We start from the raw sequence: 25462 nt of genomic DNA, 5'->3' as shown, positions 1-25462 counted from the left end.
ACACGGAAAGCAGGCACAAACTTCACGTGACGCCCCGCGACACGACCGCTGACTCGTCGGCCACCGCATCGGAATCTGTCCGCAGCAGCATCACCGTTCCGCCCGACATCATCGTGGGCCTGCTCGGCTCCGCTGACGAGAACCTACGGGCACTCGAAAGACTTCTGACCGCTGACATTCACGCCCGCGGCAACGAGATCACCTTCACCGGCGAGCCGGCCGACGTGGCATTGGCCGAACGTGTGGTTGCCGAGCTGATCGCCGTCGCCTCCAGTGGACAGGCGGTGACGCCCGAGGCTGCGCGGCACAGCGTCGCGATCCTCACCGGCACCGAAGACGAGTCGCCGGCCGAGGTGCTGACGCTCGACATCCTGAGCCGCCGCGGCAAGACCATCCGGCCCAAGACGCTCAACCAGAAGCGCTATGTCGACGCCATCGATGCGCACACCGTCGTGTTCGGCATCGGCCCGGCCGGTACCGGCAAGACGTACCTGGCGATGGCCAAGGCGGTCAGCGCCCTGCAGACCAAGCAGGTCAGCCGGATCATCCTGACCCGCCCCGCGGTGGAAGCCGGTGAGCGCCTTGGTTTCCTGCCCGGCACGTTGAGCGAGAAGATCGACCCATACCTTCGGCCGCTGTATGACGCACTGCACGACATGATGGACCCTGAGCTCATTCCAAAACTGATGAGCGCCGGGGTGATCGAGGTCGCGCCGCTGGCGTACATGCGCGGCCGGACGTTGAATGACGCATTCATCATCCTCGACGAGGCGCAGAACACCACCGCCGAACAGATGAAGATGTTCCTGACCCGTCTCGGGTTCGGATCCAAAGTCGTTGTCACCGGCGACATTACGCAGGTCGACCTGCCCGGTGGCAACACCTCGGGCCTGCGCGCGGCGATGCACATCCTCGACGGTATCGACGACATCCATTTCGCCGAACTCACCAGTGCCGACGTGGTCCGCCACCGCCTGGTGTCCGAGATCGTTGACGCCTACGCCCGGCATGAGGAGCCCGCCCTGCTCAACCGTGCCCAACGCCGTTCGCCGAACGGGCGGCCCCGCCGATGAGCATCGAGGTATCCAACGAGTCGGGCATCGACGTCTCCGAGGACGAACTGATCAGCGTCGCGCGCTTCGTCATCGCCAAGATGGACGTGCACCCGGCGGCCGAGTTGTCGATGGTGCTGTTGGACAGTGCCGCGATGGCCGACCTGCACATGCGGTGGATGGACCTGCCGGGGCCCACCGACGTGATGAGCTTCCCGATGGACGAGCTGGAGCCGGGAGGCCGACCGGACTCACCTGAGCCGGGTCCGTCCATGCTCGGCGACATCGTGTTGTGCCCGGAATTCGCCGAGCAGCAGGCGACCAAGGCCGGGCACTCGCTCGGTCAGGAGCTGGCCCTGCTGACCGTGCACGGGGTGCTGCATCTGCTCGGCTACGACCATGCCGAGCCGGACGAGGAAAAGGAGATGTTCGCGCTGCAGCGTCAGCTCCTCGAGGAGTGGGTGGCTGATCAGGTCGAGGCCTATCACGCCGACCGGCAGAGCCAGAAAGATCAGCGCCTGCTGGACAAGTCCCGATACTTCAGTGATTTCAACTACGGCGACAATCAGTGAGTGGCATACTCCCGCTGCTCGGCGCCGTGGTGCTGGTCGGGTTCGGCGGCCTGTTCGCGGCCATCGACGCCGCACTGTCCACGGTCTCGATCGCGCGGATCGAAGAGCTCGTCCGCGACGAACGTCCCGGCGCCGCACGGCTCAGCCGGGTGGTCGCCGAACGGCCCCGCTATATCAATCTTGTTGTGCTGCTGCGGATCACCTGCGAGATCAGCGCGACGGTCCTCCTCGTGTCCTTCCTCGACGGGCACCTGGGTGTCAGTTGGGGTCTGGTTGCCTCGGCCGCGATCATGGTGGTGACGAGCTTCGTCGCCATCGGCGTCGGGCCGCGCACGGTCGGCAGGCAGAACGCCTACTCCATCGCGCTGATCTCGGCGCTTCCGCTGCAGGCGATCTCGGTGTTGCTCACCCCGATCAGCCGGCTGCTGGTGTTGATCGGTAACGCGCTGACTCCCGGCCGCGGCTTCCGCAACGGACCGTTCGCCTCCGAGATCGAGCTGCGTGAAGTCGTCGACCTGGCCCAGCAGCGCGGTGTGGTGGCCGACGAGGAACGCCGGATGATCCAGTCGGTGTTCGAGCTCGGCGATACCCCGGCCCGCGAGGTCATGGTGCCGCGCACCGAGATGGTGTGGATCGAAAGTGACAAATCGGCAGGCCAAGCGACGTCACTGGCGGTGCGCAGCGGACATTCCCGCATCCCGGTGATCGGGGAGAACGTCGACGACATCGTCGGCGTGGTCTACCTGAAAGACCTTGTCCAGCAGACCTATTACTCGACCAACGGCGGCCGTGACACCAACGTCGCGCAGGTGATGCGCCCGGCGGTGTTCGTCCCGGACTCCAAACCACTCGACGAACTGCTCAACGAGATGCAGCGCGACCGCAACCACATGGCCCTGCTCGTCGACGAGTACGGCGCGATCGCCGGCCTGGTCACGATCGAGGACGTGCTGGAGGAGATCGTCGGCGAGATCGTCGACGAGTACGACGCCGGCGAGGTGGTTCCGGTCGAAGACCTCGGTGACCGTCAGTACCGGGTGTCGGCACGGCTGCCGATCGAAGACCTCTGCGAACTCTACGAAATGGAGTTCGACGAGGATCTCGACGTGGACACTGTCGGCGGCTTGGTGGCCTTCGAATTGGGCCGGGTGCCGCTGCCCGGCGCCGAAGTCACGTGGGACGGCCTGAGGCTGCGCGCCGAGGGGGATTCCGACCATCGTGGACGAGTGCGGATCGGCACAATTCTGGTCAGCCCGGCTGAATCTGAGAAACAGGAGACCCGAGATACCGATGACTGAGCTCGACGCAGAAGACAACAAGCTCGTGGTGCTGGCCCGCGGCGCGATGGGCCGCGCCGAGGCGCCCGCGGGTGCGGCGGTGCGCGACCAGGACGGTCGTACCTATGCCGGCGCCCCGGTGACCCTGGCGGCGCTGCAGCTGACTGCGTTGCAAGCGGCGGTGGCGGCCGCGGTGTCCAGCGGTGCCACCGGCCTCGAGGCCGCGGTGCTGGTGGGCGGTGCCGCTGATGACGCGGGCGTCGCGGCGGTGCGGGAACTGTCCGCCGATGCCGCGGTGATCGTCACCGATCGGGCGGGAAAACCGCTGTGACACCGCCGAGACTGCGCACAGATCGCGTTTCTGGTGCAGATTGCGATCTCACCGCAGTTTCGGTGATAGGGGAGAACGATGACTGAGTTCCGTTCCGGCTTCGTCTGTTTCGTCGGCCGGCCCAACACCGGCAAGTCGACGCTGACCAACGCGCTGGTGGGTCAGAAGGTCGCGATCACCTCGAACCGGCCGCAGACCACCCGGCACACCATCCGCGGCATCGTGCATCGTGAGGACTTCCAGATCATCCTGGTCGACACCCCGGGGCTGCACCGTCCGCGCACCCTGCTCGGGCAGCGGCTCAACGACCTGGTCAAGGACACCTACTCCGAGGTGGACGTGATCGGTCTGTGCATCCCCGCCGATGAGCGCATCGGTCCCGGTGACCGCTGGATCTATCAGCAGATCCGCGCGGTCGCGCCCAAGACCACGCTGATCGCTGTCGTCACCAAGATCGACAAGGTGCCCAAGGACCGGGTCGCCGAACAACTGATGGCCGTCAGCGAACTCCTGGGACCCGATGCCGACATCGTGCCGGTCTCGGCCACCGCCAACGAGCAACTCGACGTTCTCACCGAAGTCCTCGTCTCGAAACTGCCACCGGGGCCTGCGTATTACCCCGACGGCGAGCTCACTGATGAGCCCGAGGAAGTACTGATGGCCGAGCTCATCCGCGAGGCTGCCCTGGAAGGTGTGCGCGACGAACTGCCGCATTCACTGGCTGTGGTCATCGAAGAGGTCGAAGAGCGTGAGGGACGTGACGATCTCATCGATGTGCACGCCATCCTGTACGTCGAGCGCGACAGCCAGAAGGGCATCGTGATCGGTAAGGGCGGCGCCCGGCTGCGTGAGGTCGGCACCGCCGCCCGCACCCAGATCGAAAAGCTGCTCGGCACAAAGGTTTATCTCGACCTTCGGGTCAAGATCGCCAAGAACTGGCAGCGCGATCCCAAGCAGCTCGGCCGGCTGGGCTTCTGACTGACCCAGCGTTTGTGACTCGCTATTTGCCGATCAACACGACAACTAGCATCAGAATCGCGAACCCGAGCATAGCGACGCCGAAGATAATCAGCTGGGTCTTGACACGGTCGCGTGCGGTACCGCCACGTTCCCCGGAGCCGCTGGCGAGAACCAACAGCGCGTCCATCATCCGCCAACCCCGCGAGTTGCCGTTGTCTCGCTCGGCCTCTGGCTGCGGGGGGACAGGCGGAGGCGGATAATACGGGGGTTGTGGCTGGGCGCCGTAGGGCTGAGCGGGCGGGTAACCACCGTTGGGTGACACGTTGGACGGATAACCGAATCCATGGGATCCAGGCGGGGCGGGCGGATATTGCCCCGGCGGAGGTTGCTGTTGGGGGTGGTACGGATCCGGATAGCTCATTGCGGCATTCCCCTTGCCCTATTCGATAGCCTGCGAAATCCTAACTGGCCGACGAACTGCTGACGGTCAACGTCCGCTTCGCAGATACTCTGCCATTGCCTCGGCTTGGGCAGCCTCGGACTGTGCCGGTGTGGGTAGATCGCTGATGTCGTCGATGAACTGCGCGGCCACGTCCTGGTCCATGCCCTGATGCATGAGCAGGCTCTGCACCATCGCGCGTTGAATTGCCCGGGCCTGGATGTTGGCCAGCTTGGCGGTGGACATGATGTCGCGCGCAAGGTCCGATTCGGTCATCGAGGTTGTGGCCGAGGACAACTCGATCCGATTGATCGCACCCGAGATGGTGGCTTGCGCCGTGATCGTCCCGGCCGGGTTGGTGATCCCGAACGTGACCGGCCCCGACGACTCATCGTCTGAGTCATCGTCCCCGGGCATCGTCGGCGCAGGCGCATCACCCGTTGGGTCGCTGAAGCTCTCGCTCGGGGCTTCGTCGGCAGTGAACCCGTCGAGCCCGGACCAGTCGTCTTCGTGGTCGTCATGGCCGTGTTGGTGGTCGTCGAAACCCAGCGCATCGAGGTCGCTCGGGAACTGTTCGTCTTCGGGACCGTCATCGTCCCAGGTGTGATCGGTCATGTGATCAGGAGTGCATGGTGCGGCCGAGGTTGCCGGATTCTTGTGCGTCGGTCTGGTCGTACTGCGAGGCCGCCGTGGTCAGGTTTCCGGCCAGTTCGTTGGACTTCTTCATCATCGCCTCGGATGCGGATTTGCGGGCCTCGTTCGCTTCGCACAAGGCTTGCTGCGACGACCAACAGATCGGACCATGCGTTGCCAGCACCTTCCATTCCACATACGACGTCGTATCGCCCGCCGCGGAGAATCCGGCCGCGGCCGCGTCATGCGTGGTCGACATGTCTCGGAGATCCGAAGTGAGAACGTTCAATTCGTCAGACAAGAAGTGCTCCTTTCGCGGTTACAGTTCGGTTGTGAGGCGCTGCGGCGCAGCATGGTTCGCGGTGTCGGCGCCAACCGATACATTGATCGGTGCGCGACCGGCCTGCGATTCGCCACCTGCCGCCGCACCGGGCTGGCCGCCATTCTGCGTGTTCGGGTCTTGCTGATCGGACTGCTCCACTGCCTGCATGACGGTGTCGACGATCTGGCCGGCGGCGCCCGCGAGACTGCCGAGCGTTCCGGCGCCACCGCCACCGGAACCGCCACCCATTTGAGGTAGCGATGGCATGCCGCCCATCCCGGCGCCACTGCTCGCGGCATTTGCGGCCCCGCTGGACATGCCGGTCGTGCTCGGCATCGATGCCGCAGCTCCGCCACCGCTCCCACTGCCCGATCCGCCACCGCTCCGGGAGCCGCCGCCGGCGCCGGCACTCGATCCGCCGCCGGCACCTGAACCGCCGCCCCTGGTCTGGCTACCCGAACTTCCGTTACCTGCCGGTTCGCTCTGGGTACCAGGAGTGTCCTGTCCGGACGGATTGTTCGGTTTTCCGGACCCGGACCCGGGGCCGTTGCCGCCGCCCGAGCCGGATGGTGAGGTAGGCGAACCTGTCCCTGACGGGCTCACCGCGCCCGCTTCGCGGTACTTGGTCGTGGCTTCCCGTATCTGGGCGGCATTGTCTTGCGCGTAGTTGCGCAGATTGTTTGCCGTGAGACCGGCGGCTGTGAGAGCTACAGCCACCGCAGCGACCTGGAGTGCAATCGACTCCGGAGCTCCCAGCACGGTGGCTTCCAACGCCAGCGCCACCGGAATCATTGCGGCCAAACCTTTTGACGCCCAGTCGACTTCCCTGCGGGCCTGGTCCACCTGGCCCGCCTGGGTAGACAGGATCCGAACGATGTCGTTGTCGGCTGCCAGCATGGTTGTCGCACGCTGGATCTGGTGCGAGTTCTGCGACATATAGGCGTCAGAAGCTGAACCGGACCACGTCTCGGTGGGGTAGGCGCCTTCGAGGCTCTTCCCGTTGGACTGGAACAGTTTGGCGCCGTCGCTGAAGTCGCCGCCACCGTCCGGGCTTCCCTCGCCCATGGTGACGCTGACTGCCGTCAGGGTCCACAAGCCGCCTTTGATCACCGGTGTGGCGGTCGCGGCGGGGGCGAGCGCCTGCGCCCATTTGCCGGCGTCGCCGAACAAGCCGACCGCGCCCTGCGGATCGCCTTCCATGAGTTTCTTGAGGTTGCCGTAGGTGCTCCAGGCGGTAGACGCTATGCCGGACTTGCTGGGTCCCTTGCTGGGCGCTCTGGTGCCCTCACCTTCCGATGACGATGACCCCGTCATTCAGAGGCCCGCGTATCGCCCATGGATGCATCAGTGTGCACGCCTCTTGACCCTCCCGACAGCTTGAACAATTTGTTCGCGGCCCCCACGCCGTGGATTCGAGCGTAGCAACGAGTGGCAGGCGTCAATTGCGGCAATTTTCAAAGCGATTCGACGGCTTCCTGCCAGGTGTGACCAGCTCTTCCGTCCTACCCGTCAAGCGAGTTGATCGCGGCGGCGGCCTGTGACGCGTCGGTCTGCGACGGGGTATTCCACCAGACCTCGGGTTGCTTGGCTGCCCAACCGGTGATCGCCTCCAACTCGGCGGCCAGTGAGATCAGCAGTGGCTCACTGTCGGCCGGCCCCATCAGCTGGATGCCGATCGGCAGCCCGCCAGAGGTGAAGCCGGCGGGCACATTGATCGATGGCCAGCCCAGCAGGTTCCACGGCCAGGTCACCGGGCAGGCGGCGATCGAGCTGCGTTCGGTGGCAGACCACCCGCGCCGGTCGAATTCGTGTGTGAGCGGCGGAGGTTGGGCGGTGGTCGGCGCGATGATGACGTCGACGAGGTTGAAGATCCAGGACATCCGCCGCTGTACGGCGGCCTCGTGTGCCCGGGCTTTGCGGAGGATGTGCTGGGACAACAGCCGACCGATCCTCATGTTGGCCAGAGTTCGTTCGTCATAGGACACGTCGCCGAGCCGGTCGGTCCAGTCCAGCAGGCCCGCGGTGGAGCGGGCCAGGAAGTCCCATGACATCCGCAGGCTGTAGTTGGGGTCTTTGGCCACCACGGTGTGACCCAGCTGCCCGAGTTGATCGGCCATGCCCTGCAGCGCGTCGCGGATCTCGGGGTGCAGCGTGGCAGGGAAACCGGTGAAGGGGAACTTCGTCGACATGGCCACCCGTAGCGGTCCGGGCGCGCGGGCAACATGTTCGGCGGCTTGGATCGGTGCCGGCTTGTGGAGATCGCCCTCGGCGTTACCCGATGCGGCGTCGAGCACCAGGGCCGCATCGGTGACGGTGCGGGCCAGCACTCCGTTGACCGTGATGCCGTTGAATGCCTCGGGCAGCGGCCAGGTGGAGATGCGTCCGCGCTGCGGCTTGATGCCGACCAGGTGCGTCCACGCCGCGGGGATGCGGACGCTGCCCGCACCGTCGGATCCGATGGCCGCGGTCACCAGGCCTGCGGCGACGGCCGCGGCGCTGCCACCCGAGGACCCACCCGGGCTGTGCTTGCGTGACCAGGGGTTACGAGTGTGCCCGAAGCCCGGACCGCCGGTGAACGGCCACTGCCCGAGTTCGCAGGTGTTGGTCTTGCCGACGATCACCGCGCCGGCGGCCTTCAGGCGGCGCACCACTTCGGCGTCAGCGGAGGCGACGCGGGTGGAGCCGTCGGTGCCGAACCGGGTGGGCACCCCGGCGACGTCGACATCGTCCTTGACCGCGATCGGGATTCCCAGCAGCGGGAGTTGTTTGCCGGCCGCGCGAGCCGTGTCGGCCTTGGCGGCGTCGGCCAGCGCCTGCTCGGTCAGTACGACGCGGAACGCGTTGAGGGTGGACTGGCTCGCGGTGATGGCATGCAAGGACTGACGTACCAGTTCGTCAGAAGTGACTGCACCGCTGGCAAGTTGGTAGAGCTGGTTGGTCAGGGTGGGAAATCGGGAGGAGCTCGGGTCGGAAGTCGCAGATTTGGCCATCACTTTCGAGAATATCGGCGGTGCATAACGGAACCTGTCCGGCCATGGTGCGACACTGTCACGATGCGGCTGTACCGGGACCGGGCGGTGGTGCTGCGCCAGCACAAGCTCGGCGAGGCCGACCGGATTGTCACCCTGCTCACCCGCGACCATGGTTTGGTGCGCGCGGTGGCCAAGGGGGTCCGGCGTACCCGCAGCAAGTTCGGCGCGCGGCTGGAGCCGTTTGCCCACATCGACGTGCAGCTGCATCCGGGACGCAACCTCGACATCGTCACCCAGGTGCAGGCCATCGACGCGTTCGCCGCCGACATCGTCAGTGACTACGGCCGCTACACCAGTGCGTGCGCGATGTTGGAGACCGCCGAGCGGCTGGCCGGCGAGGAGCGGGCACCGATGCCCGACCTGCACCGGCTCACAGTGGCCGCGCTGCGGGCCATCGCCGACGGGCGCCGGGCCCGTGAGCTGGTGCTGGATTCCTACCTGCTGCGGGCGATGACGATCGCCGGGTGGGCGCCGGCGCTGACCGAGTGCGCCCGCTGCGCCGCGCCGGGTCCCCACCGGGCATTCCACGTCGCCGTCGGAGGCAGTGTCTGCGTGCACTGCCGGCCCAGCGGATCCAGTACCCCGCCGCAGCCCGTATTGGAGCTGATGTCGGCGCTGCACGAAGGTGACTGGGAGTACGCCGAGGCCTCCTCATCGGGGCATCGCAGCCAGGCCAGTGGGCTGATCGCAGCGCATCTGCAGTGGCACCTGGAGCGCCAGCTGCGGACATTGCCTCTGGTCGAGCGGGTGTACCGCATCGATCGGACAGTCGCCGAACAGCGCTCGACGCTGGTCAGGCAGGATATGGGCCATGGCATTGACGAAGGACGGGAAGCGGGGCAAGTCGACCTACCCACAGCTGCCCCCGGCGCCTGAGGACTATCCGGTCTTCCCGGACACCTCGACCTGGCCCGTCGTCTTCCCGGAGATTCCGGCCGGCACCAACGGCCGCTTCGCCCGCCCGCCCCAGCACACGTCCAAGGCGGTCGCGCCCCGGATCCCAGCCGACCAGGTGCCCAATCACGTCGCCGTCGTGATGGACGGCAACGGTCGCTGGGCCACCCAGCGTGGTCTGGGCCGCACCGAGGGACACAAGATGGGCGAGGCGGTGCTGATCGACATCACCTGCGGCGCCATCGAACTGGGCATCAAACACCTCAGCGTCTACGCGTTCTCCACCGAGAACTGGAAGCGCAGCACCGAAGAGGTCCGGTTCCTGATGGGCTTCAACCGGGAGGTGGTGCGCCGCCGCCGGGAGAACCTGAACGCCATGGGCGTGAACATGCGCTGGGTCGGGTCGCGGCCCAGGATGTGGCGCAGCGTCATCAAGGAGTTCGACATCGCCGAGGAGATGACGGTCGGCAACGACGTCATCACGGTCAACTACTGCGTGAACTACGGCGGGCGCACCGAGATCGTCGAGGCCGCACAGGCGCTGGCCGCCGAAGCCGCCGAGGGCAAGATCAACCCGGGCCGGATCAGCGAGGCGTCCTTCGCCAAACATCTGCACCGTCCCGACATCCCCGATGTGGACCTGTTCATCCGGACGTCGGGGGAGCAGCGGGCCAGCAACTTCCTGCTGTGGCAGTCGGCCTACGCCGAGTTCGTGTTCCAGGACAAGCTGTGGCCGGATTACGACCGGCGCGACCTGTGGGCGGCGTGCGAGGAGTACGTGAACCGCAACCGTCGATTTGGCAGGGCCTGACATGCCCGGCCTCCTGCAGCGGCTGTCCTCGGCGCTCGGCGAGGTGATGTCCGTCGTCGAGGAAGAGGACGGCGCGTTGACGGTGACCGTCGACGGTTCGGTGGCCTCGGTGCGGGTGGTGGCCATCGCCGAGGACCTGGAGATGGTCTCGCTGACCCAGCCGCTGGCCTGGGATCTGCCCCTGAACAACAAGATTCGCGAACGGGTGTCCGACCATGCCAGCAAGACCATGCTGGGCACGGTGGTGTTGGTGGAGAAATTGGTCGAGACACCGACCAACGGCGCGACACCCAAGGGCGCTGCGCGCAAGCGGCCGGCCAAGAAGGTCGCCGACGTGATGCTGCGCTACAACTTCCCGGCGGCCGGGCTCACCGACGACGCGCTGCGCACGCTGATTCTCATGGTTCTGGCCACCGGCGCCGATGTCCGCCGGGACCTGATGTCGTGACTCCGCCGACGAACGCTCGCGCGAGGAGCCGAGGTGACCGCGTCATCCGCATCGTCGCCGCAGTGGTGCTCGACGAGCGTGAGCGGCTGCTGGTGGTCCGCAAGGGCGGCACGACGGCATTCATGCAGCCGGGCGGGAAGATCGAACCGGGGGAGAAGCCGATCGAGGCCCTGGCCCGGGAGGTCCGCGAGGAACTCGGGGTCGGATTCGCGCTGCCCGAAGCCGAAGAGCTCGGCCGCCACAGTGCGCCGGCAGCCAATGAACCCGGCCACTGCGTCGATGCGTGGCTCTACCTGGTGAGCCTGGACGGCGAGCCGCAGCCGCAGGCCGAGATCGCCGAGATGACCTGGATCGACCTCAATGCGCCCGGGGACATCGAGCTCGCCCCGCTGACCCGTGACACCGTGCTGGCCCTGGCGCGCGACCGGGTCTGAATCCGTCGCGTTCAAGTCGGAGAACCCCTGTAGGGCGGGCGCTTTCGTTCTCAGCACCCGCCGGTGCAAAGTCAGGTAGTCGACTACGCACGCCGTGGACGTTCTGAGGGCTGAAGGATCGGTGACGCATCTACTCAATGCCAACAGGGGGTTTTGAAATGGCGTTTCCGCTTCTCAAGCTGATGGACCTGACCGGGCCGTTGCAATTTCCCAAGCAGGTGAACTTCGTGGTGTTCCTCCCCAACGGCGACCGTTTCCTGCGAACCACCGTGCAGCTGGAGCCGAACGGCGAACTCGAGCGAAACCTCTTCGAGTTCGACAACCAGATGTTCGTGGGATTCACCAGCGATACGCAGATCCACATCGGCCTCACCGGGCCGGCCAACCAAGCACTCGGCGATCAGATCATCGAGGCCGTCGACATCAACAAACCCAACGAGAAGTTCCTCGATATCCCCGTCAACGGGGTGCCCGGGAGCATCGGTTACACGCTGGGTTACCGCGTCCTGTCGGGTTGAGCGTCGAGTCCGCCCTGCCTACTGGACCCCGTCGCCGCAGCCGCGGCACATCCCGAAGATCTCGATGGTGTGGCTGACGTCGGAAAAACCGTGCTCGCGGGCCACGTCAGCGGCCCAGGCTTCGACCTGGCCACCGGAAATCTCGACGGTCGCGCCGCACGCCCGGCACACCAGGTGGTGGTGATGGTCGTCCGAGCAACGCCGGTAGACCGACTCGCCCGTGTCGGTGCGCAACGTGTCGACGCTGCCGGTGGTGGCCATGGCCTGCAGGGTGCGGTACACCGTGGTCAGGCCGATGCCCTGGCCGCGGCGGCGTAGCTCGTCGTGCAGCTCCTGAGCTGAGCGGAATCCCTCGGTTTCGTTGAGCAGGTCGGCGATGGCCGCGCGCTGCCTGGTGGACCGGACCGCCCCCGTCACCGCTGTTCCTCGCTGGCGTGCGCGACCGCGTCGGCGACGATGTGGGCCAGGTGATGGTCGACGAGGCGATAAAGGACCTCACGTCCCGCGCGTTCGCTGGCCACCACCCCGGCCTGTTTGAGAATCCGCAGGTGCTGGCTCACCAGCGGCTGCGGCACGGCGAGTGCGTCGACCAATTCGTGGACGCAGCGCTGGGACTGTTGCAGCTGCAGGACGATGGCGATCCGCAGTGGCGCGGCCAGCGCACGCAGCAGCTCGCCTGCGGTGTCGAGGACCTCACGCGACGGCATCTCCGATGCCGGGGCGGCTTTGTGCTCGCGAGCGTCGTCGTGTTGATTTACCGTGATATTGGAAATCGTTTCCATTACGGGTCAGAATACATGCGCGATATCGCATGTCAAACGCTCCCGCGGTCGCGGCGGATTATCGCTGGCGGCACGCTGGTCGCTACGCTGATGCACCGTGGCATCCATCATCGATACCGTTGCGAACCTGGCGAAACGCCGTGGCCTGGTCTTCCAGTCCGGTGAGATCTACGGCGGCACCAAGTCCGCGTGGGATTACGGCCCGCTCGGTGTCGAGCTCAAGGAGAACATCAAGCGCCAGTGGTGGAAGTCCATGGTCACCGGACGCGACGACGTCGTCGGCCTGGACAGCGCGATCATTCTGCCGCGCCAGGTGTGGGTGGCCTCCGGCCACGTCGACGTCTTCAACGACCCGCTGGTGGAGTGCCTGAACTGCCACAAGCGGCACCGGCAGGACCACATGCAGGAGGCGTACGCGTTGAAGAAGGGTCTCGAGGACCCGGATTCGGTGCCGATGGACGAGATCGTCTGCCCTGACTGCGGCACCAAGGGTCAGTGGACCGAGCCGCGCGACTTCAACATGATGCTCAAGACCTACCTCGGCCCGATCGAGTCCGAGGAGGGGCTGCACTACCTGCGTCCGGAGACGGCCCAGGGCATCTTCGTGAACTTCGCGAACGTGGTCACCACCGCGCGCAAGAAGCCGCCGTTCGGCATCGGCCAGATCGGCAAGAGCTTCCGCAACGAGATCACGCCGGGCAACTTCATCTTCCGCACCCGCGAGTTCGAGCAGATGGAGATGGAATTCTTCGTCGAGCCCTCGACGGCGGGTGAGTGGCACAAGTACTGGATCGAGACCCGGCTGCAGTGGTACGTCGACCTCGGCATCAACCGGGACAACCTGCGCCTCTACGACCACCCCAAGGAGAAGTTGTCGCACTATTCCGACGGCACGGTCGACATCGAGTACAAGTTCGGTTTCGCCGGCAACCCGTGGGGTGAGCTGGAGGGCATCGCCAACCGCACGAACTTCGACTTGTCCACGCACTCAAAGCATTCCGGTGCCGACCTGTCGTTCTACGACCAGGGCACCGACACCCGCTACGTGCCCTACGTGATCGAGCCGGCGGCCGGCCTGACCCGCTCGCTGATGGCGTTCCTGGTCGACTCCTACACCGAGGACGAGGCTCCCAACGCCAAGGGCGGCGTGGACAAGCGCACCGTACTCAAGCTCGACCCGCGGCTGGCCCCGGTCAAGGCCGCGGTGCTGCCGTTGTCGCGCAACGCCGACCTGTCGCCCAAGGCCCGAGATCTGGCCGCCGAGCTCCGGAAGTACTGGAACGTCGAGTTCGATGACGCCGGCGCGATCGGCCGGCGCTACCGTCGCCAGGACGAGATCGGCACGCCGTATTGCGTGACAGTCGATTTCGACACCCTGGAGGACAACGCGGTCACCATCCGTGAGCGCGACGCCATGACCCAGGAGCGCATCGCGCTGGACAAGGTGTCGGATTACCTGGCCGTACGGCTCAAGGGGGCTTGACCCTTTCCCGCTGAGCAGACGCGAATGTGCCCCTAAACCATCGGTTTTGGGCACCTTCGCGTCTGCTCGCGCTGCTAACGGGTGACGACAACCTTCCCCACCATGCGGCCCGACTCCACATCGCGGTGGGCCTGCCGTAGCCCCTCGGCGTCGAAACTGGCGATGGTCTTGGTGACGGTGCTGCGCAGCTTCCCGTCGTCCACCAGCTGTGCTGTGCGCGTGAGCAACTCCTGCTGGTAGCTCATGTCGAAGCCGAACAACGACCGGGTGAACATCAGTTCCCAGTGCCAGGCGATGCTCTTCTCTTTCAGGGCGACCAGGTCCAGCCCCGGTGGCTCGTCGATTGCGGTGATGTGGCCGAATGGCCGCATGATTTCGGCGTAGGTGTCGACGTTGCCCGCCGAGTGGGGGGAGAACAGGTAGTCGATTCCGTCCGGTGCGGTCGCGAGTGCCTCGTCACGCAGATTGTGGTGGTTGATGACCACGTCGGCACCCAGATTGGTCGCCCAGGTGCGGGAGGGTTCGCGGCTCGCGGTCGCGATGACGCGGGTCTTGGTGAGTGTTTTCGCCAGTTGGATCATGATGGACCCGACGCCGCCGGCTGCGCCGAGCACCAGCAGGTCACCGGTCGAGCCGGCGGTCAAGGCGAAACGCTCGAACAGTGTCTCCCACGCCGTGATGGTGGTCAGCGGTAGCGCTGCGGCGTCCGCGAACGACAGCGACTGCGGCTTGCGGGCGGCGATGCGCTCGTCGACGGCGTGGAATTCAGCGTTGGTGCCGGGCCGGCTGATATCGCCGGCATACCAGACCTCGTCGCCGACGGCGAGAGTGGCCACCTCCGGGCCGACTGCCTCGACGACACCGGCTGCGTCGTAGCCGAGGATGGTCGGGGTAGCCGAAGCCGAAAGTCCGGCACGGCGTTTGATGTCGACGGGGTTGACCGAGACCGCCAAAACCCGCACCAGCACATCGTGCGGACGTAGCTCGGGAACGTCGGCGGTGATGTCCTGCAACGCCTGCGGGTCATCGACCGGCAGAGCGTTGAACGAGCCGATCGCGGACATGGTCGTCATGCCTGGTGTCCTTGCAGTTCCTCGGGGATGTCGCCGCCCAGCAGGCCGATCAGTGTTGCCAACAGCGCGTCGAGTTCCATTCCGACGGATGCGATTTCGGGTTTGTCATAGCTGGCGAACAGCAGGCTGGGCTGATCGACGGCGAACACGGTGCCGTCGGGGCTTTCGTAGAGCAGGGTGCGCAGCGGTGCGTGCAGCATGATGCCGGGATCGTGGCGATACATGCGTTCGGCGATCGTGTGATTGCCCATCAGGTATTGGGTGGCAGGCCAGGTTGCCGCCGATCCGAGCATCGTCGGGGCGATGTCGATGCGGAAGTAGCGCAGGAACCCGTGAGGGGCCTGAGCTTTCGCCTCGGCCAACACTTCGTCCCAGGTCGATGTCGCCGCGAAGGCCGCCATGTCGACTGCGGGAACGAGAGCTTCGTACCGGGTACGGGCTTGCTCGTAGTCGTCGGGCAGGCTGATCAACAGCCGCCGGTTCGGATGCTCGACGGTGGTACTCATCGGGCTCCGATCTCCAGGACCACCCGGAACCGCGCGTGACCGGACATCATGTGGTCAAAGGCCTTCGGTGCATCCTCGAACGGCATCGCTTCGACCATCGGGGCGATGCCGTTGTCCATGCTGAAAGCGAGATTGTCCTCGTTGTCGGCCGCCGAGCCGGTCAGGCTGCCGACGATGCTGCGCCCGCCGAAGATCAAGTCAGCGGTGTTGACCTCGATGGGATCCGGGGCGGCACCGACGACGACCAGTTGACCACGCGGACGCAGACCGGCCACGAGCGGACTCATGGAGGCGCCGCTGGCCGCGGTCGCGACGATGGCGGTCGCACCCCCCAGGGCGGTCAGCGCTGCACCTGGATCATCAGCCGCACTGTCGATATAGTGGTCGGCACCGAGAGTGGTTGCCAGTGCGGCCTTTTCCGATCCGCGTGCGATCGCTGCAACCCGGTACCCGAGCTTCTTGGCGTATTGCACACCCAGGTGGCCCAGGCCGCCCAGGCCCTGCACCGCGACCAGCGCATCAGGCTGGGCTGAGGTCCCGCGAAGCGCATTGAACACCGTGACACCCGCGCAGAGCAGGGGGGCAGCCACCGAGGCATCGAGTCCGTCGGGGACGCGTACCAGTCCGGTGGCGCGGGCGTAGACGATCTCCGCGTATCCGCCGTCCGTGCTGGTGCCCGGCAGCGGTTGATCGGTGCAGTTGACGAAGTCGCCGCGCCGACAGAAGTCGCACGAATTGCACTGTCCGCCGAGGAATCCCAATCCGACTCGGTCGCCCACAGCCCAGTTGCCCACCCCGTCACCAACCGCATCGATGATCCCGACGATCTCATGGCCAGGGACGATGGGCTGCTGCGGATCGGGTCGTTGGCCCTCAACCGCGAGGACGTCACTGTGGCACACGCCGCAGGTGAGCGTCCGGATCCGCACCTGGCCGGGCTCGGGCGGGACCAGCTGGCGTTCGACCAGCTCGAAATTGCGTTGGCCCGTCACTTGATAGGCCCGATACGTCGACATGACGGAGTTCTCCTACGAGGCCGCGAACAAGGGTGCGTGCACCTGACGGGTGAGGTCGTCGGCGAGTACTTCGGGCGCACCGGAGATGATTCCGTCGACGATCTGGCGTGCGACGTCAGCGGGGTCGTTCTTGGGTACGTCGAGGTCGGCGATCATGGAAGTGTCGGTGTAGCCGAGGTACGCCCCGATCACGTTGGTGCCTTGTTCGCGCAGTTCCAGGCGCAGCGAGTTGGTCGCCGACCACAGGGCGGCCTTCGACACTCCGTAGGAGCCAAAGCCGGGCAGCCATGACAGTACGGACGCGATGTTGACGATGGTGCCGCTGCGGCCGGCCAGTTTGGGTGCGAAAGCCTGAGTGACGCGCAGCGCGCCGAACAGGTTGGTCTCGAGCACCGCACGGATATCTTCAACGTCGTCGTGTAGCAACGACTGGCCGCCGAGCACTCCGGCGTTGTTCACCACAATGGTGGCGTCACCGGCGATCTCGACCAGCCGTCGCACCGAATCTCCATCGGTGACATCGGCTTCCACCACCGCGATTCGGGGGTCAGTCGCGGTTCCGGGGCGGCGACTGGTGGAGTACACCTTGGCCGCACCGGCTTCCAGCAACGCGTCGACGATAGCTTTGCCCAGGCCCTGCTGCCCGCCGGTCACCAGTGCCGTCGCACCTTCGACCGGGGTTGCCGTTGCTGTCATGTCGATCTCCTTTGATTCCGTGGCTCATCCGAGCACGTACGAATTGAGATGCGATCACGAGACCGACTATCGGCCACCCACGGGCGCTGTGATGCCCGCCCGGCCCTCGCCAGGGGTTTCCGCTCCGCTAGTTGAGAACGCGGCGTGCGTCTGGTGGCGACGGCCAACTCTGCTGACGGTCTCACTGTCACCTTCGCCAAGTTATCAGGCTGGGTTTGGATTGCCAACCCAGCTATGATGTGAGGATGCGCACGGATCCGTGGACTGACGACGCCTGCCCGATCGCCCGCACCATGTCGGTATTGGGGCAGCGGTGGGCCATCCTGATCATTCGGGAGGCGCTGCTGGGCCGGTCGCGGTTCTCCGAGTTCCGCCAGCACCTGGGGGTGGCTTCCGATGTGCTCAGCGCGCGCCTGTCCGAACTGGTGGCGGCCGGCATCCTCGAGGCCGTCGACTACCGGGAGCCGGGCGATCGCACCCGTAGCCGCTATGTTCTGACCGATGCCGGCCGAGATCTGGTGCCCGTGCTGGCGGCGATGGGGCAATGGGGCCACAAGCATTTGGCGCGGCCGCACGGCACCGGCTACCGCTTCATCGACACCGATACCGGGGAGCTCGCCCGGATCGGATTCCGCCGCGGCGACGGTACCTGGGTGCCCAAGGGCAATGTCACCCTCACGGAGAACTACGCCGGTTAGCTCCCGATCAAGCCGAGCAGACGTGAATGTCCCCCCGAAACCACGGATTGGGGGACATTGCTCGCGCGAAGAGCTGAATCAGAAGCGACCGCCACCGCCGCCGTAGCTGCGGCCCGACGAATGTGACGCGCCGCCATAGGACGTCGGGCGCCCCATGCCGCGGCCGCCCCCGTACCCTCCGCCGAAGCCGCCACCGAAACCGCCGCCGCCGCGCAGGACGTTGCCGATGAGGATGCCGCCGAGTACGGCGCCCATATCGGAGCCGCCCCCGCCGCCGTACTGCGTCGTGTACGACCGTTGCGCGGCCCGCACGTCATCATTGGCCAGGCCCTGCGCCTGGGCGGCCAGCGTCGAGGCCCCGTTGGCGTGCGCCACCGCTTCGTTGGGATTGCCGGCCCGCTTGGCTTCGGCGGCCTGAAGCTGCCGTTGCGCCTCGGCCAGCCGGGTGCGGGCCTCCGGTCCGATGCTGCCGCGCCGCGTCTCGATGAAGTCCGACACGGCCTTGATCCGGGACTGGGCGGTGAACAGGGCCTGCTCCAGCGCCCGGGCCAGCCGCTCGGCAGCTTCCTGCTGTTCGTGCACGCCGGCCAGCAGCTGATCGAGTTGGGCGTCGGCCTTGGTCAGCCGGGTGAACGTGCCCAGCGGGTCGGCCTTCCCGTTGGCCGTCGCATCGTCGGCAGCCTTCTTCGCGGCGTCACGGGCCGCACCGAGTTTGTCGGCCTGCGGCGTACCGGGTTGCCCCAGTAGAGAATTCGCCTGGTCGATACCGGCCTGAATATCGGTGATGGCCGCGGGCAGGTCGGCCAGTGCCCGATTGATATCGGAGGCCGCGCTGTCCACTGCGTCGAGCAGGGTGCGGGTCTGATCCAGGGCTGACTCGGCCGAGCGCACCGCGTCCACCAGTGCGGTCTGGTCGGTGGCCGGCCGGGATACCAGGCTGCGGGCCGAGGTGATGCTGCGATCGGCGAACGCCAGCCGCTCTTTGGCGGTGTCCACATTCGTCGCCACCGAAGTCAGAGCGGCCGCGTCGAACTGGGTGTGCAAGTTTTCCAGGGTCTGCCGGGATGGGTCGATGCGGGCGGTCAGGTCGACCATCTGCTGGGTCATGGCGTCCAGCCGCGTCGGGGCGTTGATCACCAGATCGCGCAGCTGCTCGAACGCCTGGCTCTGGGCGTCGAGCTCACGGTCGGCCGTGGCTGCCGACACCACCACCCGGGTCAGCATCTCCCGCTGTTGCAGCGGCGTCTCGGGCACGTCGTCATCGAGGGTCTGGCGTACGGTGAAGGCTTGGGCCAGGGCGGTTTTCGCGTTCGCCAGGGCCGCGGTGAACGGCTCGGTGCGCTTGGCCCCGAACTCCTCGACAGCCAGTTCGAGCTCGGCCTCACTGGTGCGCACGGCATTGTCGACGTCGACCACGATCGAGCGAGACAGCTGGTCGAGCGCCTCCAGCGGCACCGCGGCCAATGCGTTGGCGTCTGTCGGATCGACCCGCTTGGCGGCCTCGAACTCGGCGTGGCGGCGCTTGGTCCGGCGACGGCGCGACCACCACCACAGCAGACCGACCAGAACCAGCACCACCCCGAGGGCGATCAGCACGCCCGGCCACGAGATGCCGGGCGCGGCGGGGGATTCGGGTTCGGAGTTCAGCCCGTTGGCTGCTGCGATCGCCGCGCCGGCCCAGTCGTCACGGCGAAGGGCCGGGGTGATGCTGTCGCGCCGGATGTCATCGGCGCGGGCCGAGGTGGTGACGGTGGAGGGCACCTGGAAGGCGAACGCCCGGTCTACCGTGGCGACGGCGAGCAGCGCGTCGTCGTCACCGAAATCGCTCAGCTGCATGGTCTTCTGGGCCCAGGCCGCCTGGCCCTGCCCGGAGAAATCCTCGGTGAAGATCACCCACAGCTTGATGTGGCGATCCTCGTAGAGTCTGTCGATCGCGCGCTGGAGGTTGCCGCGCTGGGCCGCCGAGAGCGCCCCGGAGTTGTCGGTCAGTTGGGTGGCCAGCCGCAACGGCGGTTCGGCGGCCGCGCCGGGGGCGACCAGCAGTCCGGCAATCAGGATCGCGAGCAGCATGGACAGCACACGGGCGATACGCATGACCGTCAATCTAGTGCGCTGCGGGGTCTCAGCGTCGCTTCCTGGCAGACTGTGCGTCGGTGAACGGGGATACGCAGGCCTGCTACAGCGACTTCGACCGGCAACGTCTGGTGGTCGAGGCGCCCAAGGGTGCTGCGCTGCCCGGGACCGACTCCGAGCACCGGACCGCCTTCGCCCGCGACCGGGCCCGCGTGCTGCACAGCGCGGCGCTGCGGCGGCTAGCCGACAAGACCCAGGTGGTCGGTCCGCGGCACGGTGACACCCCGCGCACCCGGCTCACCCATTCACTTGAGGTGGCCCAGATCGGACGCGGCATGGCGATCGGGCTCGGCTGCGATCCCGACCTGGTCGACCTGGCCGGCTTGGCCCACGACATCGGCCACCCGCCCTACGGGCACAACGGCGAGCGTGCCCTCGACGAGATCGCCAAACCGTTCGGCGGGTTCGAGGGCAACGCGCAGAACTTCCGGATCCTCACCCGACTGGAGCCCAAAGTCCTTGATGCCGAGGGGCGTTCGGCCGGGCTCAACCTGACCCGGGCCGCACTGGACGCGGTCGCCAAGTATCCATGGCCCAGCTTCGGCACCCGCAAGAAGTACGGCTTCTACGACGACGACGCCGATGCCGCCGCCTGGGTGCGAGCCGGCGCACCCGCCGAGCGGCCGTGCCTGGAGGCCCAGGTGATGGACTGGGCCGACGACGTCGCCTATTCGGTGCACGACGTCGAGGACGGCGTCATCTCCGGACGCATCGACCTGCGGGTGCTCGGCGATCCCGATGCCGCCGCCTCGCTGGCGGATCTGGGCGCCAGGTCCTTTCCCACGGTCAGTCACGACGACCTGCTGGCCGCCGCCGAGCGGCTGTCACATGTTCCGGTGGTGGCCGCAGTAGGGAAGTACGACGGCACCCTGGCGTCCTCGGTGGCGCTGAAGACCCTGACCAGTGAACTCGTCGGCCGCTTTGCCAATGCGGCGATCACCCAGACCCGGGCGGTCGCCGGGGATCGCGGAGCGGTGCTACGTCGTTTTGATGCCGACCTGACCGTCCCGCCGCTGGTCCGCGCCGAGGTGGTGCTGCTCAAGATGCTGGCGCTGCAGTTCATCATGTCCGACCACCGGCACCTGCAGATCCAGGCCGATCAGCGCACGCTCATCCACGAAGTGGCCCTCGCATTGTGGGCGCAGGCGCCGGGCAGTCTGGACCCACAGTTCGCGCCCGAGTTCGACCTCGCGGCCGACGACGGCGCCCGGCTGCGCGTGGTGGTCGACCAGATTGCGTCCTACACCGAGAGCCGGCTGGAGCGAGTGCACGAGGCACGCTCGCCCAGGCCGATGTCCGACTAGGTTCTCAACCGGCGCAGCACCAGATCGGGGTACGCCCACAGCAACGCGCCGCCCACACCGTCGACGACGGTTCGACTGGCTCCGGGTATCCGGCCGGCCAGGGTGATGCCGAGATCGGGGGAGTGCACGGTGTCGTCGCTGCCGAACAACAACTGCACATCGGTGGCGGGAGTCAGCAGATGCGCCGGCCACGGTGTAGTCGCCAGCACGGTGTCGCGGGCGTATCCGGCCGGCCCCTGGGCGAATCCGTCGACAAGGGCCGCCCGCAACATGGTGCGAAAGCCGGGATCGTCGTAGACGACGCGGTCGGATACCGGATAGTCGGTCATGATCATGTCGAAGAGTGCGGTAGCGGTGTAGCCGGAGAGATCGTGCTCGGCGCCGTCCGGATCGGCGGCGATCGCCGTCACGAATTCGCGGTGTGGCGGGGTCAACAGCGCGGTCACCGGCGGATAGCCGAGATCATCGATCGGCGATACCAGCACCAGTCCGTCGATCCGCCCGGTCTCGGCCAGGGCGAGCGCGAACGGTGCGCCCTGAGAGTTGGCGACAACCGGCACCGGGACGCCCGCGACGGTATCGATCACCGCGGCCAAGTCCGCGGCGACACTGTCGAAAGTCTTGTCCGGGTCGGGACCAGACGCACCGATCCCGGGCCGGTCCACCGAGATCAACCGCACGTGGTGGTTCTCCAGGTGCTGTTCGCCGAACCTCATCAGCCGGCCGCATCCTGCACCGGCGATGAACAGCACCGGCATCCCGGAGTCGGGCCCGTAGGCGGTGAAGGCGACCCGGCGGTCGTCGCGTTCGATCCAGTCGGGTGGGAGTTTTGTCACCGCAGTTCACATCCTTCCCCAGGTGGCGGCGAACCCGCTCAACGCCGCCTCCGGGCACGCATAGACTAGGCCGGTGGCCGGCCGGATTTCAGATCGCGATATCGCGGCCATCCGTGAAAAGGTCCGGATCGAAGATGTCGTCGGCGACTACGTCCAGCTGAGGCGGGCCGGGGCCGACTCGATGAAGGGCCTTTGCCCGTTCCACGACGAGAAGTCCCCGTCGTTCCACGTGCGGCCGAACCACGGTCACTTCCATTGCTTCGGCTGTGGCGAGGGCGGCGACGTGTACGCCTTCATCCAGAAGATCGAGCACGTCACGTTCGTCGAGGCGGTCGAGTTGTTGGCCGACAAGGTCGGCTACACCGTCACCTACACCGGCGCGTCGACCACCAACGTCCAGCGCGACCGGGGCAGCCGCAGCAGGCTGCTGGCCGCCAACGCCGCGGCCCAGGAGTTCTACGCCGAGGCTTTGGCCTCAGACGAAGCCGCCGAGGCGCGCAAGTACCTCACCGAGCGCAATTTCGACGCCGCCGCGGCTGCCCAGTTCGGATGCGGCTTCGCGCCGTCGGGGTGGGACACGCTGACAAAGCACTTGCGGCGCTTGGGTTTCGAGTTCAAGGAGCTGGAGGCGGCCGGGCTGAGCCGGGAGGGCAAGCACGGGCCGATGGACCGGTTCCATCGCCGGTTGCTCTGGCCCATCCGGGTGTCCTCGGGCGAGACCATCGGCTTCGGCGCGCGCCGGTTGTTCGACGACGACCAGAACCAGGCCAAGTACGTCAACACCCCCGAGACCGTGCTGTACAAGAAGTCGCAGGTGCTCTTCGGGCTGGACCGCGCCAAACGTGACATCGCCAAGGGGCATCAGGCCGTCGTCGTCGAGGGCTACACCGATGTGATGGCCATGCACATGGCCGGGGTGACCACCGCGGTGGCGTCGTGTGGCACCGCGTTCGGTGAGCAGCACCTGTCGATGCTGCGCCGGCTGATGATGGACGACAGCTTCTTCCGTGGCGAGTTGATCTACGTGTTCGACGGTGACGCCGCCGGCCAGGCTGCCGCGGTGAAGGCGTTCGAGGGCGAGCAGAACCTGTCCGGGCAGTCGTTCGTGGCGGTGGCCCCCGACGGGATGGATCCGTGCGATCTTCGGTTGCGCTCCGGCGACGGCGCGGTGCGCGACCTGGTGGCGCGGCGAACTCCGTTGTTCGAGTTCGTGATTCGCAGCGCACTGGCCGAACATGACCTGGACAGCGCCGAGGGCCGGGTGGCGGCGCTGCGGCGCTGCGTGCCGATCGCGGCCCGCATCAAGGACCGGACCCTGCGCGACGAGTACGCCAGGCAGCTGGCCGGCTGGGTCGGCTGGGACAACGTCGCCCAGGTGATCGGGCGGGTGCGGGAGGACGCCAGTGGCGGCCGCAAGGACTCGCGGCGTCAGCCCGCCCGGCAACAGGCAAGACACAGGCAGACCCCGGTACCGGAACACATCGGCCGCCCCGATCCCACCGATCCGACGCTGTGGCCGCAGCGCGAGGCGCTCAAGGCCGCTCTGCAGTATCCGGCGATCGCCGGACCGGTGTTCGACTCGCTGACCGTCGAGAGCTTCACCCACACCGGGTACGCCGCGGTGCGGTCGGCGATCGAGGCGGCGGGCGGCGTGGCTTCGGGCAAATCCGGGGCGCAGTGGATCGAGGCCGTCCGCGAGCAGACCACATCGCCCGCGGCGGCCGGCCTGGTCAACGAGCTGGGCGTCGAGGCCATCAACGTCGAGGACGACGAGCACCTGCCGCGCTACATCAGCAGCGTGCTGGCCCGCCTGCAGGAAGTCTGGGTGGGCCGCCAGATCGCCGAGGTGAAGTCCAAGCTGCAACGTATGTCGCCGGTGGAGCAGGGAGACGAATATCACGCTCTGTTCGGTGACCTTGTGGCCATGGAGTCCTACCGACGCAGCCTGCTCGAACAGGCCAGCGGCGACGACCTGACTGCGTGATCACCCACATCGCGATAGGGTGAGCGCAGTCGGGCCCCTACACGCGAAAGAGGCAATCCCGGTGACACTGTTCAGCACGCAGACGCGGCGTTACGTTGCAGTCGGCGCATTCGCGCTGGTCGCAGGGGCGGCCGCGGCTGCCCCGGCGTTCCTCGCAACCTCCACCTCCGGCCCCGAGGTCTCGGCCCAGCCGGCCTGCCTGGCCTGGTTCGGGAACAAGGAGGACGGCAAGTGCCTGTCCTACTCCAACGGGATGCCCGCCAACGTGGGCACGCCGTGGGTCGGCGTCGGGCAGAACGGTGTGGTGACCGGCCCGCTGCTGCCGGGCACGTCGATCAACCAGGGGATCGGCTAGCCCCTACCGGCTACGTTTCGCTGACGCGTCGGTGGACTCCTTGGTGGAGTACACCGACGTTTCTGCGTCTATGGGGGTCAGCGTGAGGAACTGCGGGTCCGGTGACACCTGCTTGGCGATCTTGCGTCGTCCGGCGTCGATCACCGCTTTGGTGGCCGGATTGGCGGTCACCGCACGATAGGTACTGGCGATCTGCTCATAGCGGCGTCGCCCGGCCTTGGCGCCCAGCACGTAGCCGACGGCGATCACGGCGGCATAGCGGATCACAGCGTTCCCTCCCAGACGACAGGTGTTGTGCTCCATCCTGCCTCACCGCCGCCCCGACGCGCCCGTCTGGGAGCGAGTTGGCGGCGGCGGCGGTCCGTACGCTAGAGTCAACGCTCGGCCGCGGAGCTTCCGCGGAAGGTAGTCCCCTGTAGCTCAATTGGCAGAGCTCCCGACTGTTAATCGGGCGGTTATTGGTTCGAGTCCAATCGGGGGAGCAAGTTCTCCAAACCTCAGTCCCTAGGATTGGGGTCGGGTCTGGGCCTGACGGGCCGCCTGGGTAAGCGCCTCCACCAGTGGATTGGACGCCGACGCGAGAGCTTTCCGCTCCTCTTCGGACAGTTGGTAGAACGTCCACACGCCCCAAGCCGCAGGCCGCACGTACACCGTCACCTGTTGCCGGTTGTTCGCCAGTACGGCGGGGACGGGGACCGCGCGGTCGAGGGTGGCCGCGCTGGCCATCTCCTCGGCGATCTGTTGGACGTTGACTGATTCCTGCAGTTGGTACAGCACGGCCTTGTTGGCGGGGCCTTCCATGGCGAGGAACCAAGCCATCAGTGTCTCCTTGGGGTCAGTGGTCGCACGCGGTGGTCCTTTGACCGATCGCGA

Annotated in this window: 30 protein-coding genes and 1 tRNA gene; 16 read left to right on the top strand and 15 right to left on the bottom strand. The window is 66.7% G+C overall.

The genetic code is table 11. From position 1 onward, the window contains the following. Positions 1–26 precede the first annotated feature (26 nt). The 5 genes from EH231_RS09895 (at position 27) to era (ending at position 4210) form a co-directional block, all read left to right on the top strand. Positions 27–1073: a PhoH family protein gene (locus tag EH231_RS09895; RefSeq protein ID WP_124712332.1), complete on the top strand. Its 1047-nt coding sequence runs from the start codon at positions 27–29 to the stop codon at positions 1071–1073. Beyond that, on the top strand, positions 1070–1624 hold the full coding sequence (gene ybeY / locus EH231_RS09890) for an rRNA maturation RNase YbeY (protein ID WP_090431575.1): 555 nt from the start codon (positions 1070–1072) through the stop codon (positions 1622–1624). Before EH231_RS09895 ends, ybeY begins: the two co-directional genes overlap by 4 nt. Beyond that, entirely contained in the window at positions 1621–2922 is a 1302-nt protein-coding gene (locus EH231_RS09885) for a hemolysin family protein (protein WP_124712331.1), read from the top strand. The genes ybeY and EH231_RS09885 overlap by 4 nt, the downstream gene beginning before the upstream one ends. After that, positions 2915–3232: a cytidine deaminase-like protein gene (locus EH231_RS09880; RefSeq protein WP_124712330.1), complete on the top strand. Its 318-nt coding sequence runs from the start codon at positions 2915–2917 to the stop codon at positions 3230–3232. Before EH231_RS09885 ends, EH231_RS09880 begins: the two co-directional genes overlap by 8 nt. 78 nt (positions 3233–3310) lie before the next feature. Beyond that, positions 3311–4210 (top strand): GTPase Era, encoded by a 900-nt coding sequence (gene era / locus EH231_RS09875; protein WP_090431572.1) that lies wholly within the window; start codon positions 3311–3313, stop codon positions 4208–4210. Between the two features lie 22 nt (positions 4211–4232). Here era and EH231_RS33800 read toward each other — a convergent pair whose 3' ends face one another. From EH231_RS33800 to EH231_RS09850, 5 genes are all read right to left on the bottom strand, one after another. Next, positions 4233–4382, bottom strand: a complete 150-nt coding sequence (locus EH231_RS33800; RefSeq protein WP_164480834.1) for a hypothetical protein — start codon at positions 4380–4382, stop codon at positions 4233–4235. Between the two features lie 297 nt (positions 4383–4679). Next, positions 4680–5246: a hypothetical protein gene (locus tag EH231_RS09870; RefSeq protein WP_124712329.1), complete on the bottom strand. Its 567-nt coding sequence runs from the start codon at positions 5244–5246 to the stop codon at positions 4680–4682. A gap of 4 nt (positions 5247–5250) precedes the next feature. Beyond that, positions 5251–5565 (bottom strand): ESX-1 secretion-associated protein, encoded by a 315-nt coding sequence (locus tag EH231_RS09865; RefSeq protein WP_124712328.1) that lies wholly within the window; start codon positions 5563–5565, stop codon positions 5251–5253. 18 nt (positions 5566–5583) lie between these two features. Next, a complete protein-coding gene (locus tag EH231_RS33795; RefSeq protein WP_164480833.1) occupies positions 5584–6900 on the bottom strand; it encodes an EspA/EspE family type VII secretion system effector in 1317 nt (438 codons plus the stop codon). A 188-nt stretch (positions 6901–7088) separates the two neighbouring features. Continuing rightward, positions 7089–8576 (bottom strand): amidase, encoded by a 1488-nt coding sequence (locus tag EH231_RS09850; RefSeq protein ID WP_124712325.1) that lies wholly within the window; start codon positions 8574–8576, stop codon positions 7089–7091. A gap of 63 nt (positions 8577–8639) precedes the next feature. On the opposite strand from EH231_RS09850, the gene recO reads away from it, so the two are divergent. From recO to EH231_RS09825, 5 genes are all read left to right on the top strand, one after another. After that, positions 8640–9494, top strand: a complete 855-nt coding sequence (gene recO, locus EH231_RS09845; RefSeq protein ID WP_044524257.1) for a DNA repair protein RecO — start codon at positions 8640–8642, stop codon at positions 9492–9494. Beyond that, entirely contained in the window at positions 9430–10323 is an 894-nt protein-coding gene (locus EH231_RS09840) for a decaprenyl diphosphate synthase (protein ID WP_090431561.1), read from the top strand. Before recO ends, EH231_RS09840 begins: the two co-directional genes overlap by 65 nt. A gap of 1 nt (position 10324) precedes the next feature. Beyond that, positions 10325–10771 carry a hypothetical protein gene (locus tag EH231_RS09835; RefSeq protein WP_090431559.1) on the top strand — a complete coding sequence of 149 codons (447 nt, stop codon included), beginning with the start codon at positions 10325–10327 and terminating at the stop codon, positions 10769–10771. Beyond that, on the top strand, positions 10768–11205 hold the full coding sequence (locus EH231_RS09830) for an NUDIX hydrolase (RefSeq protein ID WP_124712324.1): 438 nt from the start codon (positions 10768–10770) through the stop codon (positions 11203–11205). The genes EH231_RS09835 and EH231_RS09830 overlap by 4 nt, the downstream gene beginning before the upstream one ends. Positions 11206–11363: 158 nt before the next feature. Continuing rightward, a complete protein-coding gene (locus EH231_RS09825) occupies positions 11364–11723 on the top strand; it encodes a hypothetical protein (RefSeq protein ID WP_090431554.1) in 360 nt (119 codons plus the stop codon). An 18-nt stretch (positions 11724–11741) separates the two neighbouring features. Here the strand turns inward: EH231_RS09825 and EH231_RS09820 are convergent, their stop codons facing one another. Together EH231_RS09820 and EH231_RS09815 are read right to left on the bottom strand one after the other, a co-directional pair. Then, positions 11742–12140 (bottom strand): Fur family transcriptional regulator, encoded by a 399-nt coding sequence (locus EH231_RS09820; protein WP_090431552.1) that lies wholly within the window; start codon positions 12138–12140, stop codon positions 11742–11744. Continuing rightward, positions 12137–12505: an ArsR/SmtB family transcription factor gene (locus tag EH231_RS09815; protein ID WP_164480832.1), complete on the bottom strand. Its 369-nt coding sequence runs from the start codon at positions 12503–12505 to the stop codon at positions 12137–12139. Before EH231_RS09815 ends, EH231_RS09820 begins: the two co-directional genes overlap by 4 nt. Positions 12506–12602: 97 nt before the next feature. Here EH231_RS09815 and EH231_RS09810 point away from each other — a divergent pair, with 97 nt between their 5' ends. Then, positions 12603–13988, top strand: coding sequence for a glycine--tRNA ligase (locus EH231_RS09810; RefSeq protein WP_124712323.1), 1386 nt, complete (start codon positions 12603–12605; stop codon positions 13986–13988). Positions 13989–14062: 74 nt separating this feature from the next. On the opposite strand, the gene EH231_RS09805 is transcribed toward EH231_RS09810, so the two are convergent. Genes EH231_RS09805 through EH231_RS09790 form a run of 4 tightly spaced genes read right to left on the bottom strand, consistent with a single transcriptional unit; the run spans position 14063 to position 17279 of the window. Beyond that, positions 14063–15061, bottom strand: a complete 999-nt coding sequence (locus tag EH231_RS09805; RefSeq protein WP_124712322.1) for a zinc-binding alcohol dehydrogenase family protein — start codon at positions 15059–15061, stop codon at positions 14063–14065. Then, a complete protein-coding gene (locus EH231_RS09800; protein ID WP_206429645.1) occupies positions 15058–15567 on the bottom strand; it encodes a DUF302 domain-containing protein in 510 nt (169 codons plus the stop codon). The genes EH231_RS09805 and EH231_RS09800 overlap by 4 nt, the downstream gene beginning before the upstream one ends. After that, complete coding sequence (locus tag EH231_RS09795; protein ID WP_124712321.1) at positions 15564–16583, bottom strand: alcohol dehydrogenase catalytic domain-containing protein; 1020 nt, start codon at positions 16581–16583, stop codon at positions 15564–15566. The genes EH231_RS09800 and EH231_RS09795 overlap by 4 nt, the downstream gene beginning before the upstream one ends. A gap of 12 nt (positions 16584–16595) precedes the next feature. After that, a complete protein-coding gene (locus tag EH231_RS09790) occupies positions 16596–17279 on the bottom strand; it encodes an SDR family oxidoreductase (RefSeq protein ID WP_090431541.1) in 684 nt (227 codons plus the stop codon). Between the two features lie 245 nt (positions 17280–17524). Between EH231_RS09790 and EH231_RS09785 the strand changes: the two genes are divergently transcribed. After that, on the top strand, positions 17525–17977 hold the full coding sequence (locus tag EH231_RS09785) for a winged helix-turn-helix transcriptional regulator (protein WP_090431539.1): 453 nt from the start codon (positions 17525–17527) through the stop codon (positions 17975–17977). Positions 17978–18055: 78 nt separating this feature from the next. Here the strand turns inward: EH231_RS09785 and EH231_RS09780 are convergent, their stop codons facing one another. Further along, positions 18056–20071, bottom strand: a complete 2016-nt coding sequence (locus tag EH231_RS09780) for a TPM domain-containing protein (protein ID WP_124712320.1) — start codon at positions 20069–20071, stop codon at positions 18056–18058. A 59-nt stretch (positions 20072–20130) separates the two neighbouring features. Here EH231_RS09780 and EH231_RS09775 point away from each other — a divergent pair, with 59 nt between their 5' ends. Beyond that, the gene (locus EH231_RS09775) at positions 20131–21414 is read left to right on the top strand and encodes a deoxyguanosinetriphosphate triphosphohydrolase (protein WP_124712319.1); all 1284 of its coding nucleotides are present in this window, start codon (positions 20131–20133) and stop codon (positions 21412–21414) included. Here the strand turns inward: EH231_RS09775 and EH231_RS09770 are convergent. Then, the gene (locus EH231_RS09770) at positions 21411–22250 is read right to left on the bottom strand and encodes an alpha/beta fold hydrolase (protein ID WP_090431533.1); all 840 of its coding nucleotides are present in this window, start codon (positions 22248–22250) and stop codon (positions 21411–21413) included. The two genes, EH231_RS09775 and EH231_RS09770, sit on opposite strands and share 4 nt — an antisense overlap. Before the next feature lie 73 nt (positions 22251–22323). Between EH231_RS09770 and dnaG the strand changes: the two genes are divergently transcribed. Further along, a complete protein-coding gene (gene dnaG / locus EH231_RS09765; RefSeq protein ID WP_124712318.1) occupies positions 22324–24234 on the top strand; it encodes a DNA primase in 1911 nt (636 codons plus the stop codon). Positions 24235–24295: 61 nt separating this feature from the next. After that, positions 24296–24589 (top strand): DUF7155 family protein, encoded by a 294-nt coding sequence (locus tag EH231_RS09760; RefSeq protein ID WP_205264042.1) that lies wholly within the window; start codon positions 24296–24298, stop codon positions 24587–24589. A 3-nt stretch (positions 24590–24592) separates the two neighbouring features. Here the strand turns inward: EH231_RS09760 and EH231_RS09755 are convergent, their stop codons facing one another. Beyond that, positions 24593–24856, bottom strand: coding sequence for a hypothetical protein (locus EH231_RS09755; protein ID WP_090431529.1), 264 nt, complete (start codon positions 24854–24856; stop codon positions 24593–24595). Positions 24857–24998: 142 nt separating this feature from the next. Here EH231_RS09755 and EH231_RS09750 point away from each other — a divergent pair. Next, positions 24999–25071: transfer RNA gene (locus EH231_RS09750), tRNA-Asn, on the top strand. 22 nt (positions 25072–25093) lie between these two features. On the opposite strand, the gene EH231_RS09745 is transcribed toward EH231_RS09750, so the two are convergent. Beyond that, complete coding sequence (locus EH231_RS09745) at positions 25094–25408, bottom strand: hypothetical protein (RefSeq protein ID WP_070189115.1); 315 nt, start codon at positions 25406–25408, stop codon at positions 25094–25096. Between the last annotated feature and the right edge of the window lie 54 nt (positions 25409–25462).

Origin of the sequence: Mycolicibacterium nivoides (assembly GCF_003855255.1) — a bacterium.
In the GTDB taxonomy this organism is placed as follows: Bacteria; Actinomycetota; Actinomycetes; order Mycobacteriales; family Mycobacteriaceae; genus Mycobacterium; species Mycobacterium nivoides.
Note: the sequence above shows the minus strand (reverse complement) of the source record. Positions and strands in the feature narration are given on the sequence as shown.

Bases quoted from the DNA above. Each gene is read 5' to 3' on its own strand.
- ybeY (WP_090431575.1), top strand. From the start codon at position 1,070: ATGAGCATCGAGGTATCCAACGAGTCGGGCATCGACGTCTCCGAGGAC.
- EH231_RS09880 (WP_124712330.1), top strand. From the start codon at position 2,915: ATGACTGAGCTCGACGCAGAAGACAACAAGCTCGTGGTGCTGGCCCGC.
- era (WP_090431572.1), top strand. From the start codon at position 3,311: ATGACTGAGTTCCGTTCCGGCTTCGTCTGTTTCGTCGGCCGGCCCAAC.
- EH231_RS33800 (WP_164480834.1), bottom strand. From the start codon at position 4,382: ATGATGGACGCGCTGTTGGTTCTCGCCAGCGGCTCCGGGGAACGTGGC.
- EH231_RS09870 (WP_124712329.1), bottom strand. From the start codon at position 5,246: ATGACCGATCACACCTGGGACGATGACGGTCCCGAAGACGAACAGTTC.
- EH231_RS33795 (WP_164480833.1), bottom strand. From the start codon at position 6,900: ATGACGGGGTCATCGTCATCGGAAGGTGAGGGCACCAGAGCGCCCAGC.
- EH231_RS09850 (WP_124712325.1), bottom strand. From the start codon at position 8,576: ATGGCCAAATCTGCGACTTCCGACCCGAGCTCCTCCCGATTTCCCACC.
- recO (WP_044524257.1), top strand. From the start codon at position 8,640: ATGCGGCTGTACCGGGACCGGGCGGTGGTGCTGCGCCAGCACAAGCTC.
- EH231_RS09840 (WP_090431561.1), top strand. From the start codon at position 9,430: ATGGCATTGACGAAGGACGGGAAGCGGGGCAAGTCGACCTACCCACAG.
- EH231_RS09835 (WP_090431559.1), top strand. From the start codon at position 10,325: ATGCCCGGCCTCCTGCAGCGGCTGTCCTCGGCGCTCGGCGAGGTGATG.
- EH231_RS09825 (WP_090431554.1), top strand. From the start codon at position 11,364: ATGGCGTTTCCGCTTCTCAAGCTGATGGACCTGACCGGGCCGTTGCAA.
- EH231_RS09815 (WP_164480832.1), bottom strand. From the start codon at position 12,505: ATGGAAACGATTTCCAATATCACGGTAAATCAACACGACGACGCTCGC.
- EH231_RS09805 (WP_124712322.1), bottom strand. From the start codon at position 15,061: ATGACGACCATGTCCGCGATCGGCTCGTTCAACGCTCTGCCGGTCGAT.
- EH231_RS09800 (WP_206429645.1), bottom strand. From the start codon at position 15,567: ATGAGTACCACCGTCGAGCATCCGAACCGGCGGCTGTTGATCAGCCTG.
- EH231_RS09795 (WP_124712321.1), bottom strand. From the start codon at position 16,583: ATGTCGACGTATCGGGCCTATCAAGTGACGGGCCAACGCAATTTCGAG.
- EH231_RS09790 (WP_090431541.1), bottom strand. From the start codon at position 17,279: ATGACAGCAACGGCAACCCCGGTCGAAGGTGCGACGGCACTGGTGACC.
- EH231_RS09785 (WP_090431539.1), top strand. From the start codon at position 17,525: ATGCGCACGGATCCGTGGACTGACGACGCCTGCCCGATCGCCCGCACC.
- EH231_RS09780 (WP_124712320.1), bottom strand. From the start codon at position 20,071: ATGCGTATCGCCCGTGTGCTGTCCATGCTGCTCGCGATCCTGATTGCC.
- EH231_RS09745 (WP_070189115.1), bottom strand. From the start codon at position 25,408: ATGGCTTGGTTCCTCGCCATGGAAGGCCCCGCCAACAAGGCCGTGCTG.